Annotated in this window: 9 protein-coding genes; 5 read left to right on the top strand and 4 right to left on the bottom strand. The window is 61.6% G+C overall.

Annotated elements, in window-relative coordinates:
* From AC3ZU9_RS30150 to msrA, 3 genes are all read left to right on the top strand, one after another.
* Positions 1-715: 2-oxo acid dehydrogenase subunit E2 (locus AC3ZU9_RS30150; protein WP_490091730.1), on the top strand; the 715-nt coding region annotated here is incomplete at its 5' end.
* A gap of 315 nt (positions 716-1,030) precedes the next feature.
* Positions 1,031-3,715: a putative bifunctional diguanylate cyclase/phosphodiesterase gene (locus AC3ZU9_RS30145; RefSeq protein WP_012721858.1), complete on the top strand. Its 2,685-nt coding sequence runs from the start codon at positions 1,031-1,033 to the stop codon at positions 3,713-3,715.
* 73 nt (positions 3,716-3,788) lie between these two features.
* Complete coding sequence (msrA, locus tag AC3ZU9_RS30140; RefSeq protein WP_046033892.1) at positions 3,789-4,436, top strand: peptide-methionine (S)-S-oxide reductase MsrA; 648 nt, start codon at positions 3,789-3,791, stop codon at positions 4,434-4,436.
* Positions 4,437-4,596: 160 nt separating this feature from the next.
* Here the strand turns inward: msrA and AC3ZU9_RS30135 are convergent, their stop codons facing one another.
* Positions 4,597-5,433: a 23S rRNA (adenine(2030)-N(6))-methyltransferase RlmJ gene (locus AC3ZU9_RS30135; RefSeq protein WP_010213693.1), complete on the bottom strand. Its 837-nt coding sequence runs from the start codon at positions 5,431-5,433 to the stop codon at positions 4,597-4,599.
* Positions 5,434-5,606: 173 nt separating this feature from the next.
* On the opposite strand from AC3ZU9_RS30135, the gene AC3ZU9_RS30130 reads away from it, so the two are divergent.
* Positions 5,607-6,884, top strand: a complete 1,278-nt coding sequence (locus AC3ZU9_RS30130; RefSeq protein WP_490091729.1) for an O-acetylhomoserine aminocarboxypropyltransferase/cysteine synthase family protein — start codon at positions 5,607-5,609, stop codon at positions 6,882-6,884.
* Here AC3ZU9_RS30130 and AC3ZU9_RS30125 read toward each other — a convergent pair.
* The 3 genes from AC3ZU9_RS30125 to putP all read right to left on the bottom strand — a co-directional run bounded on the left by AC3ZU9_RS30125 (position 6,870) and on the right by putP (position 11,283).
* Entirely contained in the window at positions 6,870-7,553 is a 684-nt protein-coding gene (locus AC3ZU9_RS30125; RefSeq protein WP_490091728.1) for a DUF4123 domain-containing protein, read from the bottom strand. The genes AC3ZU9_RS30130 and AC3ZU9_RS30125 overlap by 15 nt on opposite strands.
* A gap of 15 nt (positions 7,554-7,568) precedes the next feature.
* Positions 7,569-9,593: a type VI secretion system Vgr family protein gene (locus AC3ZU9_RS30120; protein WP_490091727.1), complete on the bottom strand. Its 2,025-nt coding sequence runs from the start codon at positions 9,591-9,593 to the stop codon at positions 7,569-7,571.
* A gap of 205 nt (positions 9,594-9,798) precedes the next feature.
* Entirely contained in the window at positions 9,799-11,283 is a 1,485-nt protein-coding gene (gene putP / locus AC3ZU9_RS30115) for a sodium/proline symporter PutP (RefSeq protein ID WP_012721853.1), read from the bottom strand.
* Positions 11,284-11,743: 460 nt separating this feature from the next.
* On the opposite strand from putP, the gene putA reads away from it, so the two are divergent.
* Positions 11,744-15,273 (top strand): trifunctional transcriptional regulator/proline dehydrogenase/L-glutamate gamma-semialdehyde dehydrogenase (putA, locus tag AC3ZU9_RS30110; protein ID WP_490091726.1); only part of this gene is annotated, 3,530 nt, incomplete at its 3' end.

Here is a 15,273-nt window from a genome sequence, read left to right as displayed (position 1 = left end):
CGTGGACTTCAGCCGCTTCGGCGAAACCGAAGAAGTGCCGATGACCCGCCTGATGCAAATCGGCGCGTCGAGCCTGCACGCGAGCTGGCTGAACATCCCGCACGTGACTCAGTTCGACCAGGCCGACATCACCGACCTGGAAGCTTTCCGCGTTGCGCAGAAAGCCGTGGCCGAGAAGGCCGGCGTGAAACTGACCGTGCTGCCACTGCTGCTCAAGGCGTGTGCGCACCTGCTCAAGGAACTGCCGGACTTCAACAGTTCGCTGGCGCCAAGCGGCAAGGCGATCATTCGCAAGAAATACGTACACATCGGCTTTGCGGTCGACACCCCGGAAGGCCTGCTGGTACCGGTCATCAAGAACGTCGACCAGAAGAGCCTGCTGCAGCTTGCCGCTGAGGCTGCTGCGCTGGCTGCCAAGGCCCGTGACAAGAAGCTCACCGCAGACGACATGCAAGGCGCGTGCTTCACCATCTCCAGCCTCGGTCACATTGGCGGCACTGGCTTCACGCCAATCGTCAACGCGCCGGAAGTGGCGATCCTGGGTGTGTCCAAGGCCACTATCCAGCCAGTGTGGGACGGTAAAGCGTTCCAACCGAAGCTGATGCTGCCACTGTCGTTGTCCTACGATCACCGCGTGATCAACGGCGCCGCAGCTGCACGCTTCACGCAGCGCCTGAGCCAACTGCTGAACGACATCCGCACTATCCTGCTGTAAGCCGCAGCGGCCTCCTCCGCACCGAGGAGGCCTGGCGGCAACGATTTTCGAGCGCCACGCTCGTACCTCAACCCCGCCACTTGGCGGGGCTTTTTTTGCCTGCGTTCCGCGCCTGAATTTGGACAATACAAACAGGTTTGTACACCTTCCATCGCTCCGATTGAAGAAACCCCTCACGCGGCCGATAACCCCCTTATAGCACTTAGCCTTCATCCTCTCTTGTCAGCCCGCGCCGCATGATGCAACCTTGCCGCAGGCAACCGAAAAGAGGGCGTGAGCCCGGCGCCAAGTGCGTTATTTCAAGTGAGTCTCCCCATGAAAAGCCAGCCCGATGTCGCCCGAATGGCGGCCGAGGTAGTGACGCAGTTACCGGTGCCTTCGCGCCTCGGTATGCTGCGTTTCGAGCGGCTTAATGAGGCAAGCTGGGCCCTTCTTTACCTCGACCCCAATTGCGAACGCCAATTCGGCCTGTCAGCCGTCGAGCTTTGCGCCCTGATCGGTACGCCATATGCCAGCCTGATGGAGCCCCAGGCGCGCTACGAATTGCACGACACCATCCAGCAGCAACTGGCCCTGAGCCCTCACTATCTGGTGCGCTACACCCTTCACACCAGCGACGGCCCACTGAGCCTGCTGGAAATGGGCGAAGCCTACAAACAACACAATCGCCATCTGCTGCGCGGCTACCTGATGGTGGTCGATGGCCTGTTCAGTGAAATCCCCACTGCCGTTCCCACGGCAGACCTGGAAAACCAGAACAGTCGCCTGCAGATCGCCCTGGAGCTCAACCAGCGCGCCCAACAGGAACAGCTGCAGCATCTGGAGCGAGTCCGCGCCCAACAGGAGTTGATCCTGCTGCTGGCCCGACAGCGCTACACCACCCATAACTCGTTGCAAGAAGCGGCGGAGCTGATCACCCGCAGCGCCTGTGACATCTACCGGATCGACTGCGCCAGCATCTGGAACCTCGAAGGCCAACGCCTGGTGCCCATCTCGGCCTACCACCGCGACGACCAGCAGCACCACCTGCCCGAATCCATTGACGCAAGCTGCTTCCCGGATTACCTCGAAGCCCTGCACACCAGCCGCGCCATTGACGCCACCAACGCCTTACGCGATCCGCGTACCCGGGAAATGGCCGAGAACAAAGACATTCACGCCATGCTCGACGCGAGCATCCGCGTCGATGGCCAGGTAGTCGGCGTGCTGTGCCTGGAACAAAGCGGCTGCACGCGCGCCTGGCAGGCCGATGAAATTGCCTTTGCCGGCGAGCTGGCGGACCAGTTCGCGCAAGTCATCAACAACCACAACCGCCGCACCGCCACCAGCGCCCTGCACCTGTTCCAGCGCGCCGTGGAGCAAAGTGCCAACGCCTTTCTGCTGGTCAACTGCGACGGCGTGGTGGAGTACGTCAACCCGAGCTTCACCGCGATCACCCAGTACAGCGCCGAAGAAGTCCACGGCCACCGCCTGGCGCAATTGCCGGCACTGGAGAACCTCAGCGAATTGCTTTTCGACGCACCGTCGAGCCTCGCCAAGAGCAACAGCTGGCAGGGTGAATTCAAGAGCCGGCGCAAGAACCTCGAACCCTACTGGGGCCAGTTGTCGATTTCCAAGGTGTACGGCGACAACCGAGAGCTGACGCATTACATCGGCATCTACGAAGACATCACCCAAACCAAGCTGGCCCAGCAGCGCATCGAGCGCCTGGCCTACACCGACAACCTGACCAACCTGGGCAACCGCCCGGCGTTCATCCGCAACCTCGATGAACGCTTTGCACGTGACAGCGACAGCCCGATCAGCCTGTTGCTGGTGGACATCGACAACTTCAAGCGCATCAACGACAGCCTCGGCCACCAGACCGGCGACAAACTGTTGATCAGCCTCGCCCGCCGTTTGCGCAACAGCCTGAGTACCGGCGGCAGCCTGGCGCGCTTTGCCAGTAACGAGTTTGCGGTGTTGCTCGACGATACCGACCTGGAGACCGGCCAACTGGTGGCCAGCCAACTGCTGGCGACCCTCGACAAACCGATGTTCGTCGACAACCAATTGATCAGCGTCACCGGCTCCGTGGGCCTGGCCTGTGCGCCGCTGCATGGCCGCGACCCGCAGACCCTGATGCGCAACGCCGGCCTGGCCCTGCACAAGGCCAAGGCCAACGGCAAACACCAGGTACAAGTGTTTACCGAAGCGCTGAACGCCGAGGCCAGCTACAAGCTGTTCGTCGAGAACAACCTGCGCCGCGCCCTCACCCAGAACGAATTGGACGTGTTCTACCAGCCCAAGCTGTGCCTGCGCAGCGGCCGCCTGCTGGGCATGGAAGCACTGTTACGCTGGAACCATCCGGAAAAGGGCATGATCCGCCCCGACCAATTCATCAGCGTGGCGGAAGAGACTGGGCTGATCATCCCCATCGGCAAATGGATTGCGCGCCAGGCTTGCCGCATGAGCCGGCAGTTGACCGCCGCAGGCATGGGCAACCTGCAGGTGGCGATCAACCTGTCACCCAAGCAGTTCTCCGACCCGGACCTGGTGGCCTCGATTGCCACGATCCTCAAGGAAGAACGGCTGCCGGCCAACCTGCTGGAGCTGGAGCTGACCGAAGGCTTGCTGCTGGAGGCCACAGAAGACACGCGCCTGCAACTCGACCAGCTGAAAAGCTTCGGTCTGACCCTGGCCATGGACGACTTCGGCACCGGTTACTCGTCGCTGAGCTACTTGAAAAAATTCCCCATCGATATCATCAAGATCGATCGCAGCTTCATCCACGAAATCCCGGATAACCAGGACGACATGGAAATCACCTCCGCCGTGATCGCCATGGCCCACAACCTCAAGCTCAAGGTCGTGGCCGAAGGCATCGAGACCGCCGAGCAACTGGCGTTCCTGCGCCGGCATCGTTGCGACGTGGGCCAGGGTTACCTGTTCGACCGGCCAATCCCCGGCGCAGAGCTACTGGCGATGCTCAAACGTTACCCGCGCGGGCCAATCGCCTGACAGCGTCGTAACACTCGGGCACACTGGCGGTCTGAATCTTTACTGCTAACTCAACCTGACGAGAGGACTGATCATGGTCTTGCGCTCGGAAATTCTGGTGAACAAAAACGTGCTGCCTACTCAAGAACAAGCTCTGCCTGGTCGTGAAACCCCAATGGCGCTGCCAGAGACGCACTTCGTCAACGGCAACCCGCTGCTGGGTCCGTTCCTCGATGACGTCGGCTTTGCAATCTTCGGCCTGGGTTGTTTCTGGGGCGCCGAGCGCAAGTTCTGGCAACGCGACGGCGTGGTCAGCACCGTGGTCGGTTACGCCGGCGGCTATACGCCGAACCCGACCTATGAAGAAGTCTGCTCGGGCCTGACCGGCCACAGCGAAGTGGTGCTGGTGGTGTATGACCAGGCCAAGGTGAAATACGAAGACCTGCTGAAAATGTTCTGGGAACTGCACAACCCGACCCAGGGCATGCGCCAGGGCAACGACATCGGCAGCCAGTACCGTTCAGTGATCTATGCGACCACGCCGGAGCAACTGGCGGCGGCGCAGGCCAGTGCCGAGGCTTATCAAGGTGAATTGACCAAGGCCGGCCTGGGTGTGATTACCACAGAGATCGAAGAGGCGCCGACGGTGTACTTCGCCGAAACGTATCACCAGCAGTACCTGGCGAAGAATCCGCAGGGCTATTGCGGGATCGGCGGCACGGGCGTGACCTGCCCAATCTGACGCTATACCCAGACGAACAGGGTTATGTAGTGAGCGGGCTTGCCCTGCGCTGGGCTGCGAAGCAGCCCCAATAAATCCACTGAGATGTTTCAGGCAAACCGCAGTGTGAGGTTTTGGGGCTGCTACGCAGCCCAGCGCGGGGCAAGCCCGCTCACTACAGTTATTCAGCGATCAGCCAATCCATCTGCCACCCACCCTGGGTCTGGCCAAGCTTCTTGGACAACCACGGCAGCAGCTCACGCAGTTCCTCTTCCAGACCCCACGGCGGGTTGGCGATCGCCAGGCCCGAGCCGGTCAGGGTGTTGGGGGTGTCCAGCGGGTGCACCAGCAATTCCACACGCAACAACTTTGGTGCACCGGTACCGGCCAGGTCCTGGTAGAAACGGCGCAGCATGCGCTGGTCCTTGACCGGGTACCAGATGGCCGCGACGGTCTGGCGCATGCGGCCCACGGCTTCCTTGAGGGATGCGGCGCAGCGTTGCATTTCGTCGAGCTTCTCGAACGGCGGATCGATCAGCATCAACGCGCGCTTTTCCGGCACCGGCAGCAAGGCACGCGGCACATGCCAGCCTTCGCCCAGGTGCACTTTGACGCGGCGATCACCCTTCATGTTGTCCTTGAGCAGCACGCCGTCTTCCGGGTGCTTTTCATTGAGCAGCACTCGGTCCTGGGGCCGCGTCAGGCGTCGCGCCAGCTCCGGCGAACCGGGGTAGTAGCGCAACTCGCCATCCGGGTTCATCTCATGCAGCACGCGCATGTAGTCGGCGGTCAGCGGCGGCAGGTCGCTTTCGCCCCACAGGCGGGCGATGCCTTCCAGGTACTCACCGGTGCGGTTGGCCTGGTCGCCCTGCAGGTCGTACAGGCCAATGCCGGCGTGGGTGTCGAGGTAGGCGAACGGCTGCTCCTTGCGCGACATCAGGGCGATGAGACGGGTCAAGGTCAGGTGTTTGAAGACATCGGCATGGTTGCCGGCGTGAAAGGCGTGACGATAATTCATGGTTGCTCCTGCGCAGGGGGCGAAGTTTACCTTTTACGCAGGCTGAAGTGCAGGGCGGCGTGCCGGGCGGTGCTTATGTCGAAAAGGCAGGCTTGCGACTGAAAAAAATCTAAATGCCGGCGCCGGGGCGGATTTATTGTGGCGATCCACCATCCAGGGAGGTCAGTAACCCCATGAAAGACGCCACCATCGCGCTGCACCACGGCTTCAAGTCGGACCCGACCACCAAGGCCGTCGCCGTGCCGATCTACCAGAACGTCGCGTTCGAATTCGACAACGCCCAGCACGGCGCCGACCTGTTCAACCTGGACGTGCCTGGCAACATCTACACGCGGATCATGAACCCCACCAATGACGTGCTGGAGCAGCGCATCGCCGCGCTCGAGGGCGGTATCGCAGGCCTGGCGGTATCGGCGGGCAGCGCGGCCATCCACTACGCGATCCAGACCCTCACCCGGGCGGGCGACAATATCGTCACCACCCCGCAGCTCTACGGCGGCACCTACACCTTGTTCGCGCACTTGCTGCCGAGCTTCGGCGTCGATGTGCGTTTCGCCCGTGATGACTCTGCCGCCGCCATCGCGAAACTGATCGACGACAATACCAAGTTGGTGTACTGCGAAAGCATCGGCAACCCCGCGGGCAATATCATCGACATCGAAGCCCTGGCCAACGTCGCCCACGCCCGCGGCGTACCGCTGGTGGTGGATAACACCGTGGCCACGCCGATCCTGTGCAAGCCGATCCAGTTCGGTGCCGATATCGTGGTGCACTCGGTCACCAAATACATCGGCGGCCATGGCAACTCCCTGGGCGGCGTGATCGTCGACAGCGGCACCTTCCCCTGGACCGATTACCCGGACAAATTCCCCGGCCTCAACACCCCAGAGCCCGCTTACCACGGCGTGGTCTACACCGAAAAATTCGGCCCTGCCGCTTTCATCGCCCGCGCTCGCACCGTGCCGCTGCGCAATACCGGCGCGGCGCTGGCACCGATGAATGCCTTCCTGCTGTTGCAAGGCCTGGAAACCCTGGCACTGCGCATGGAGCGCCATACCGAAAACGCCTTGAAAGTCGCGCAGTTCCTGCAAGGGCATGCCGATGTGGAGTGGGTCAGCTACGCCGGCCTGCCGGATCATCCGCACCACGCACTGGCGCAGAAATACCTGCAGGGCAAACCGTCAGCGATCCTGTCCTTTGGTCTGAAGGGTGGCTACGACGCCGGTGTACGCTTCTATGACGCACTGCAAATCTTCAAGCGTCTGGTGAACATCGGCGACGCCAAATCCCTGGCCTGCCACCCCGCCTCCACCACCCACCGGCAGATGAACGAGCAGGAACAAGCCAAGGCCGGCGTAAAGCCGGAGATGATTCGCCTGTCGGTCGGCATTGAGGCGATTGAAGACCTGCTCGAAGACCTGCAGCAGGCGCTGGGTTCAACTCAGCTCTGAGGCCAGGTAGTCGGCCAGCGCCTGATAGTGGGTATCCGCACCGCGCGCGAAGTAGGCGACCTTGTGCTGCAAGGTCGTCGGTGCACAGGCGGTGTAGAGGTCGGGTCGTTGCTCTTCGAGCCATTGCAACAGGTTGTGGATAAGGGTGTGTGGCGATTGCTCAGCCAGGTGCTCCAGTAACGCTGATGGCACTCGCCACCATGGGCTGGCCTTGGCCGCAGTGACCGGGCCCGTCGCGCCCGCCAGCGACTGGCCATTGATCAGGTAGCGCTGGAAAACCGGCAATATCTCATCACTTCGCTGCTGAATGATCGGCAGAAACTGCGCCCCATCCCAAAAGCGCAAAAACACTTCCTGGCCATCCGGTAGGAACACCTTGGTCATGCTTTGCAGGTGTGCAATCACGCTTTCCAGCGGGCTGGACGATACGGCCAGCCAGCCCCAATCCGTAGCATCAGTGGAAGCGGCCCACTCAAGGAATGGGCTGTCCGGCTCGACAACAGCCACATAGGGCATGACCTCCGCCCACGTCGCATAGGCCGTGCCGGCCCACACGGATTGTGGCGAGGTTCCGGCGGCAAGCGCTCGCCAAGCCTCCAGGGGCTTGGCGTCACTGGCAGCGCCCATGACCGCGAAGATCTGTTCACCCGCACGCAAGGGTTGAAGCATCGGCATACAGTCCTTTTAAGGTTGGGGTGCATTGCTGTGTCGGGGGAGATCGCACTGGCCGTTCTTGCAGCGCTCACACTCTTCGCAAAACGGTGCGCTGCGCTTGAAACTGGCCACTTGCACACGGCTCAGCGGCGCCGGAATCACGGCCAGTAACGTCTCTTTCACGCCAGGCATCAACGGTGCGGCCGCCGGAGCGGGCGAGCTGCCAAGCTGGATCGGCACACTGCTGAAAATCCCACCGGCCGACAGCGTGATCGACTGCCCACCCGCCTGGATCGTGACAGTCGCGCCCGCATCAATGACGACGCTTTGCCCTGCCCCTATCTGAATAGCCCGCTCGGCGCGCACCTGCTGCGAACCGGCGACCACCACGTGATCATCCTGCTTGAGCTGCGTCAGACGATTGCCGTGGGTAATGCGCTGCTCTTCACCGCGCAACTCATGGTGCGACTCGCCACCCACGGTGATACGACGCCCGTTATCGACCTGCACCTGTTGATCATGCAGTACATGCTGCGTCCAATCCCGCTGGGCGCGCAGGTAGATTTCCTCGGCGCCCTTGCGGTCCTCGATACGTAGCTCGTTGTAGCCACCGCCGCCCGGGCTGCTCTGGCTGCGCAAGATACTGCGGGTCTTGTCCGCCGGCAGGTCGAGGGGCACCTGGGTCGCCGCGTTGGGCAAACAGCCCATCACCAACGGCATGTCCATGTCGCCATTGACGAAACCCACCAGCACTTCCATGCCGACTCGCGGGATCAGCACCGAACCATAGCGATCATGCGCCCACCCACTGGCAACCCTCAGCCAGCAACTGGAATGGTCGTTATGTTCACCGGCACGGTCCCAGGCCAGTTGCACCTTGACCCGGCCGTACTCATCGCAATGGATTTCACTGTCGGCGGGGCCGGTCACCACGGCATGTTGATAACCCGAGATCACTGGGCGCGCATGCTCGTCCAGAGACGGGCGGAAAATCACGTCCCACGGCGCGGCGATAAAGTTGTTGCGATAACCCTGGCGAAAGTCCCCACCGGCGACCTCGGTCACAGCCTCTTCCAGGACTTGCGGTTGTTTACCCTCGTGGGTCACGTGTGTCGCCAACCACAGGCCATTCCACTCTTCCCGTGGGTGGGCCGCCAGCCTGAGGAACCTGCCGCTGGCCAATGCCGGTTCATCACCGTTGCCATGGGCGATGCGGTAATCACTGCGATGACGCTCCAGGCTTCGCTGCGCAAGGTATTTGCCATGGGCGCGGTCGCTGAAATGACCAGGGTAATCCTGCGTTTCAAGCGTCGGAAGCTGCTCGCCAGCGACCGCGCTTTCCAGGCCCAGGTTCGGCTTGCGAAAGTCGTAATCGCGCAGGTTCACGGCCGTGGTGCGGGTCTGCACCTGCACCGCAAACCGCTTGATTGCCGGGGTATCCGCCACCATCCCGGAACCGGGGGTGTAAGGCGTGGGCTGTTCGGGCTGGGCAAAGACCGTCTGGTCATCCCCAAACACCAGCAAATGCCCTTCGGCCGAATGCTGGAAGTGATAGTGAATGCCCAACTCCGCGCACAGCCGCTGAATGAACGCCAGGTCAGTCTCGCCAAACTGCACACAATACTCGCGCTCGGGGTAGGCCCCGCTGAGCCGGAATTCGAAGCGGTCACTCTGGATGCCCTGCCCCTCCAGTACCTGCGCAACAATCTGCGGCACCGTCTTGTGCTGGAAAATGCGCTGGTGGCTGCTGTGCGCCAGATAGGCCAGCTGCGGCACAAGCGTCAACTGATAACGCGTCAGGCGCCGTCCGGAATCGCCCTGCGCCACCCGGTAGACCAGCCCATGAACACCATGGCCCTGATCATCGAACCCGAGATACACCTGGCGATGCAGCAAGCCTTCCAAGTCGAGATCGGGCTGTTCGCTGACCAACTCGAGATCAAAATGGTAAGGCTGGCTGATGGATTCACGGCCCGTAAACTCGAACACCTTGAGTTCACTGGGCTCACCGTCGAGGGACAGGGTAAAGGCACTTTGATTGGCAGGAGCGAACATCCGGTGTTTCTCTGCGAAGGGTGGGGGGGCTGATTTTGCATCACTGTTCCCCCCTCCTGGGCCCGCCCTGGACAAATCAGTAAAACCCTACACAAACGCGTCGGAATCCTCTTCGGAGCGGCGTAAAACACAGGCAAAAAAAGGCCCGCTATCCGTAGGACGCGGGCCTTTCTCTCAACTCAACAGGCGATTAATGCCCGACAAATCATTTGTTGAGGTTGTAGTCCTTCTCCGCCGCATCAAAACGCTCGACCATACCTGCGGTCGGTGCGCCCATCTTGCTCACGAAGTAGATCGCCAGGCTGGCGAAAATAAAGCCTGGAATGATCTCGTACAGCCCCAGCAGTTCGAAGTGTTTCCATACGATCACGGTGATCGCGCCGACCAGGATACCGGCCAGTGCGCCGTTACGGGTCATGTGTTTCCAGATCACCGAGATCAGCACCACAGGGCCAAACGCGGCGCCGAAACCGGCCCAGGCGTAGCTGACCAGGCCGAGTACGCGGTTGTTGGGGTTGGCGGCCATGGCGATGGCGATCAGCGCAACCAGCAGCACCATCAAGCGACCGACCCACACCAGCTCAACCTGGGAGGCGTTTTTGCGCAGGAAGGTTTTGTAGAAGTCTTCGGTCAGGGCGCTGGAGCACACCAGCAATTGGCAGCTCAGGGTGCTCATCACTGCAGCCAGAATGGCCGACAGCAGTACACCGGCGATCCACGGGTTGAACAGCAGCTTGGCCAGTTCAATGAATACACGTTCGTGGTTTTCGGTCACAGGACCGGCCACTTCCGGGTGCGCCGAGAAGTAGGCGATACCGAAGAAGCCCACGGCCACGGTGCCACCCAGGCACAGGATCATCCAGGTCATGGAGATGCGACGTGCATTGGCAATCGACTTGACCGAATCCGCCGCCATGAAACGCGCGAGGATGTGCGGCTGGCCGAAGTAACCCAGGCCCCAGCCCATCAGCGAGATGATGCCGATGAAGGTGGTGTTTTTCAGCATGTTGAAGTTGTCTGGGTTCTTGGCTTCGATCGCCAGGAAGGTGGTATCGACACCACCGGTAGCCAGCAGCACGATGATCGGCGTCAGGATCAGCGCGAAGATCATCAGCGTGGCTTGTACGGTGTCGGTCCAGCTCACGGCCAGGAAACCACCGACGAAGGTGTAGGCAATCGTTGCAGCAGCACCGGCCCACAGCGCAGTCTCGTAAGACATGCCGAAGGTGCTTTCGAACAGGCGGGCACCGGCGACGATGCCGGACGCGCAATAGATGGTGAAGAACACCAGGATCACCACGGCGGAGATGATCCGCAGCAGGCCGCTTTTATCTTCGAAACGGCTGGAGAAGTAATCCGGGAGGGTCAGTGCGTCGCCGTTGTGCTCGGTCTGTACCCGCAGGCGACCGGCGACGAACAGCCAGTTGAGGTAGGCACCGACGATCAGGCCAATAGCAATCCAGCTTTCCGACAAACCAGACATGTAGATCGCGCCCGGCAGGCCCATCAACAACCAGCCACTCATGTCGGAAGCGCCGGCCGACAAGGCAGTCACCACGCTACCGAGGCTGCGACCGCCCAGGATGTAATCGGAAAGGTTGTTGGTGGAGCGATAGGCCATGAAGCCGATCAGCACCATTGCTGCGATGTAGATCACGAACGTGATCAGGGTTGGATTACTAACGCTCATAAGAGTGACGCCCTGGCTTTGTTTTTATGTAGCGACGGTCTGTCAGACGGCCACCCATTGGAAGTAGGTAGACGTAGCTGCGTGCCGCGCATTTATGACTGACGTTTCCCCAGGAAAGCCGTCAGCCGATGAACCGACCCGTGGAGGTGGTTGCACCTTGGCCGCGAATGCTATTCAACAAAGCAAATAAGGTGCAACCAGTTTCGCGAGAATAAGTTGCACCCAGGTGTGAAAACTGCAAAACACCCCGTTTTTGCTCCTTTTCGGAGCAAGAACAGCCGATCTCAGAAGCAAACGCACCAGGGCGAAGCGGATTGTGTCGAAGGCCAAATTATTTCCGATCAAGCGTTAGAAATTTCATGAACAAAATGGGTTGCACCCGGTTGCACCTATTCATGCGCAAAGCTAATCTGGCGGCCAGCTGATGCCACTCGGTAGTGGCACCCATGAGGATAACAAAATGGCTACGACCACCCTTGGGGTCAAACTAGACGACCCGACCCGCGAGCGCCTCAAGGCGGCCGCGACCTCCATTGATCGCACGCCGCACTGGCTGATCAAGCAGGCGATTTTCAATTACCTGGAGAAACTGGAGGGTGGTGCAACCCTGACTGAACTCAATGGTTTGAGCAGCAACGGCACTGACGACGCAGGCGACGTCCAGACGGATCACGCCCACCAGTGCTTCCTTGAGTTCGCTGAAAGCATCCTGCCGCAATCCGTGCTGCGCGCCTCGATCACCGCCGCTTACCGCCGCCCAGAGCCGGAAGTCGTGCCGATGCTGATCGAGCAGGCCCGCCTGCCGGCGCCAATGGCCGAAGCCACCAACAAGCTGGCGGCGTCGATTGCCGAGAAACTGCGTAATCAGAAAAGCGCCGGCGGCCGTGCCGGGATTGTTCAGGGCCTGCTGCAGGAATTTTCCCTGTCATCCCAGGAAGGCGTGGCCTTGATGTGCCTGGCCGAAGCGCTGCTGCGCATCCCGGACAAAGGCACTCGCGACGCGCTGATCCGCGACAAGATCAGCACCGGCAACTGGCAGCCGCACTTGGGCAACAGCCCGTCGCTGTTCGTCAACGCTGCGACCTGGGGCCTGCTGTTGACCGGCAAACTGGTCGCCACCCATAACGAAGCGGGGCTTACCTCGTCCCTGAGCCGCATCATCGGCAAGAGCGGCGAACCGATGATCCGCAAGGGCGTCGACATGGCCATGCGCCTGATGGGCGAGCAGTTCGTCACCGGCGAAACCATCGCTGAAGCCTTGGCCAATGCGAGCAAGTTCGAAGCCAAGGGCTTCCGCTACTCCTACGACATGCTCGGTGAAGCCGCGCTCACCGAACGTGATGCGCAGAAGTACCTGGCCTCGTACGAACAAGCCATTCACTCCATCGGCAAAGCCTCCCACGGCCGTGGGATTTATGAAGGCCCCGGTATTTCCATCAAGCTGTCAGCGCTGCACCCGCGCTACAGCCGTGCGCAGTACGAGCGCGTGATGGACGAGCTGTACCCGCGCCTGCTGTCGCTGACGCTGCTGGCCAAGCAATACGACATCGGCCTGAACATCGACGCCGAAGAAGCCGACCGCCTGGAGCTGTCCCTCGACCTGCTCGAGCGCCTGTGCTTCGAACCGCAACTGACCGGCTGGAACGGCATCGGCTTCGTGATCCAGGCCTACCAGAAACGTTGCCCGTACGTGATCGACTACGTCATCGACCTGGCGCGCCGCAGCCGCCATCGCCTGATGATCCGCCTGGTGAAAGGCGCGTACTGGGACAGCGAAATCAAACGCGCCCAGGTCGAAGGCCTGGAAGGCTACCCGGTGTACACCCGCAAGGTGTACACCGACGTTTCCTACATTGCCTGCGCACGCAAACTGCTGTCGGTGCCGGAAGTCATCTATCCGCAATTCGCCACGCATAACGCCCACACCTTGTCGGCCATCTACCATATCGCCGGTCAGAACTATTACCCGGGCCAGTACGAGTTCCAATGCCTGCACGGCATGGGTGAACCGTTGTACGAGCAGGTGGTCGGCAAGGTTTCCGACGGCAAGCTGAACCGTCCGTGCCGCGTGTACGCACCGGTCGGCACCCACGAAACGCTGCTGGCTTACCTGGTACGTCGCCTGCTGGAAAACGGCGCGAACACCTCGTTCGTCAACCGCATTGCCGACCAATCTATTTCGATCCAGGAGCTGGTGGCCGATCCAGTGGCCAGCATCGAGCAGATGGCCACGCTGGAAGGCGGCTTCGGCCTGCCGCACCCGCGTATTCCACTGCCGCGCGACCTGTACGGCAGAGACCGCGCCAACTCGGCCGGCATTGACCTGGCTAACGAACACCGTCTGGCATCGCTGTCCTGCGCCCTGCTGGCGACCGCCCACAACAACTGGAAAGCCGCACCGATGCTCGGTTGCGCTGCCAGCGAGCAAGCGGCGGCGCCGGTGCTGAACCCATCCGACCTGCGTGATGTGGTCGGCCATGTGCAGGAAGCCACCGTCGAAGACGTCGACAACGCCATCCAGTGCGCCATCAGCGCCGGTCCGATCTGGCAGGCCACCCCGCCCGCCGAACGTGCCGCGATCCTGGAGCGTGCCGCCGACCTGATGGAAGGTGAGATCCAGCCATTGATGGGCCTGCTGGCCCGCGAAGCCGGCAAGACCTTCGCCAACGCCATCGCCGAAGTGCGTGAAGCCGTAGACTTCCTGCGCTACTACGCGGTGCAGGCGCGCAACGATTTCACCAATGACGCCCACCGCCCACTGGGCCCCGTGGTGTGCATCAGCCCGTGGAATTTCCCGTTGGCGATTTTCAGCGGTCAAGTGGCTGCCGCACTGGCCGCCGGCAACCCGGTATTGGCCAAGCCGGCCGAACAAACCCCGCTGGTCGCCGCACAAGCCGTGCGCATCCTGCTGGAAGCCGGCATTCCGGAAGGCGTGCTGCAACTGCTGCCGGGCCAGGGCGAAACCGTCGGTGCCCGCTTGGTAGGTGATGATCGCGTCAAAGGCGTGATGTTCACCGGCTCCACCGAAGTGGCGCGCCTGCTGCAACGCAATGTCGCCGGTCGCCTGGATGCCCAGGGCCGTCCGATTCCGCTGATCGCCGAAACCGGTGGCCAGAACGCGATGATCGTCGACTCCTCGGCGCTGACCGAACAAGTGGTCATTGACGTGGTGTCCTCGGCCTTCGACAGCGCTGGCCAGCGTTGCTCGGCCCTGCGCGTACTGTGCCTGCAGGAAGATTCGGCAGACCGCGTCATCGAAATGCTCAAGGGCGCCATGGCGGAATGCCGCCTGGGCAACCCGGAGCGCTTGTCCGTCGATATCGGCCCGGTGATCGATGCCGACGCCAAGGCCGGCATCGAGAAACACATACAGGCCATGCGCGACAAAGGCCGCAACGTGTACCAGGTGGCGATTGCCGACGGCGAAGAGATCAAGCGCGGCACCTTCGTGACACCTACCCTGATCGAGCTGGAAAGCTTCGATGAACTGCAACGTGAAATCTTCGGCCCGGTGCTGCACGTGGTGCGCTACAAGCGCAAAGAGATCGACCAGCTCATCGGCCAGATCAACGCTTCCGGCTACGGCCTGACCCTCGGCGTGCATACGCGCATCGACGAGACCATCGCCAAGGTGATCGACAACGTCAATGCCGGCAACGTCTATGTGAACCGCAACATCGTCGGTGCCGTAGTGGGCGTACAACCGTTCGGCGGCGAAGGCCTGTCGGGCACTGGCCCGAAAGCCGGTGGCCCGCTGTACCTGTATCGCCTGCTGTCGACTCGTCCTACGGATGCCATCGAGCAATCCTTCGTACGCGGCGACGCATTGGCCGCACCGGACGTGCGCCTGCGCGACGCCATGAGCCAACCGCTGACCGCCCTGAACACCTGGGCCGACAGCAATAAGCTCAGCGAACTGAGCGCCTTGTGCAGCCAGTTCGCCGCGCAATCGCAAAGCGGCATCACCCGCCAACTGGCCGGCCCGACCGG

This window comes from Pseudomonas sp. A39, assembly GCF_058145955.1.
The sequence above is the reverse complement of the archived record's forward strand: the minus strand, read 5'-3'. Positions and strand labels throughout refer to the sequence as shown.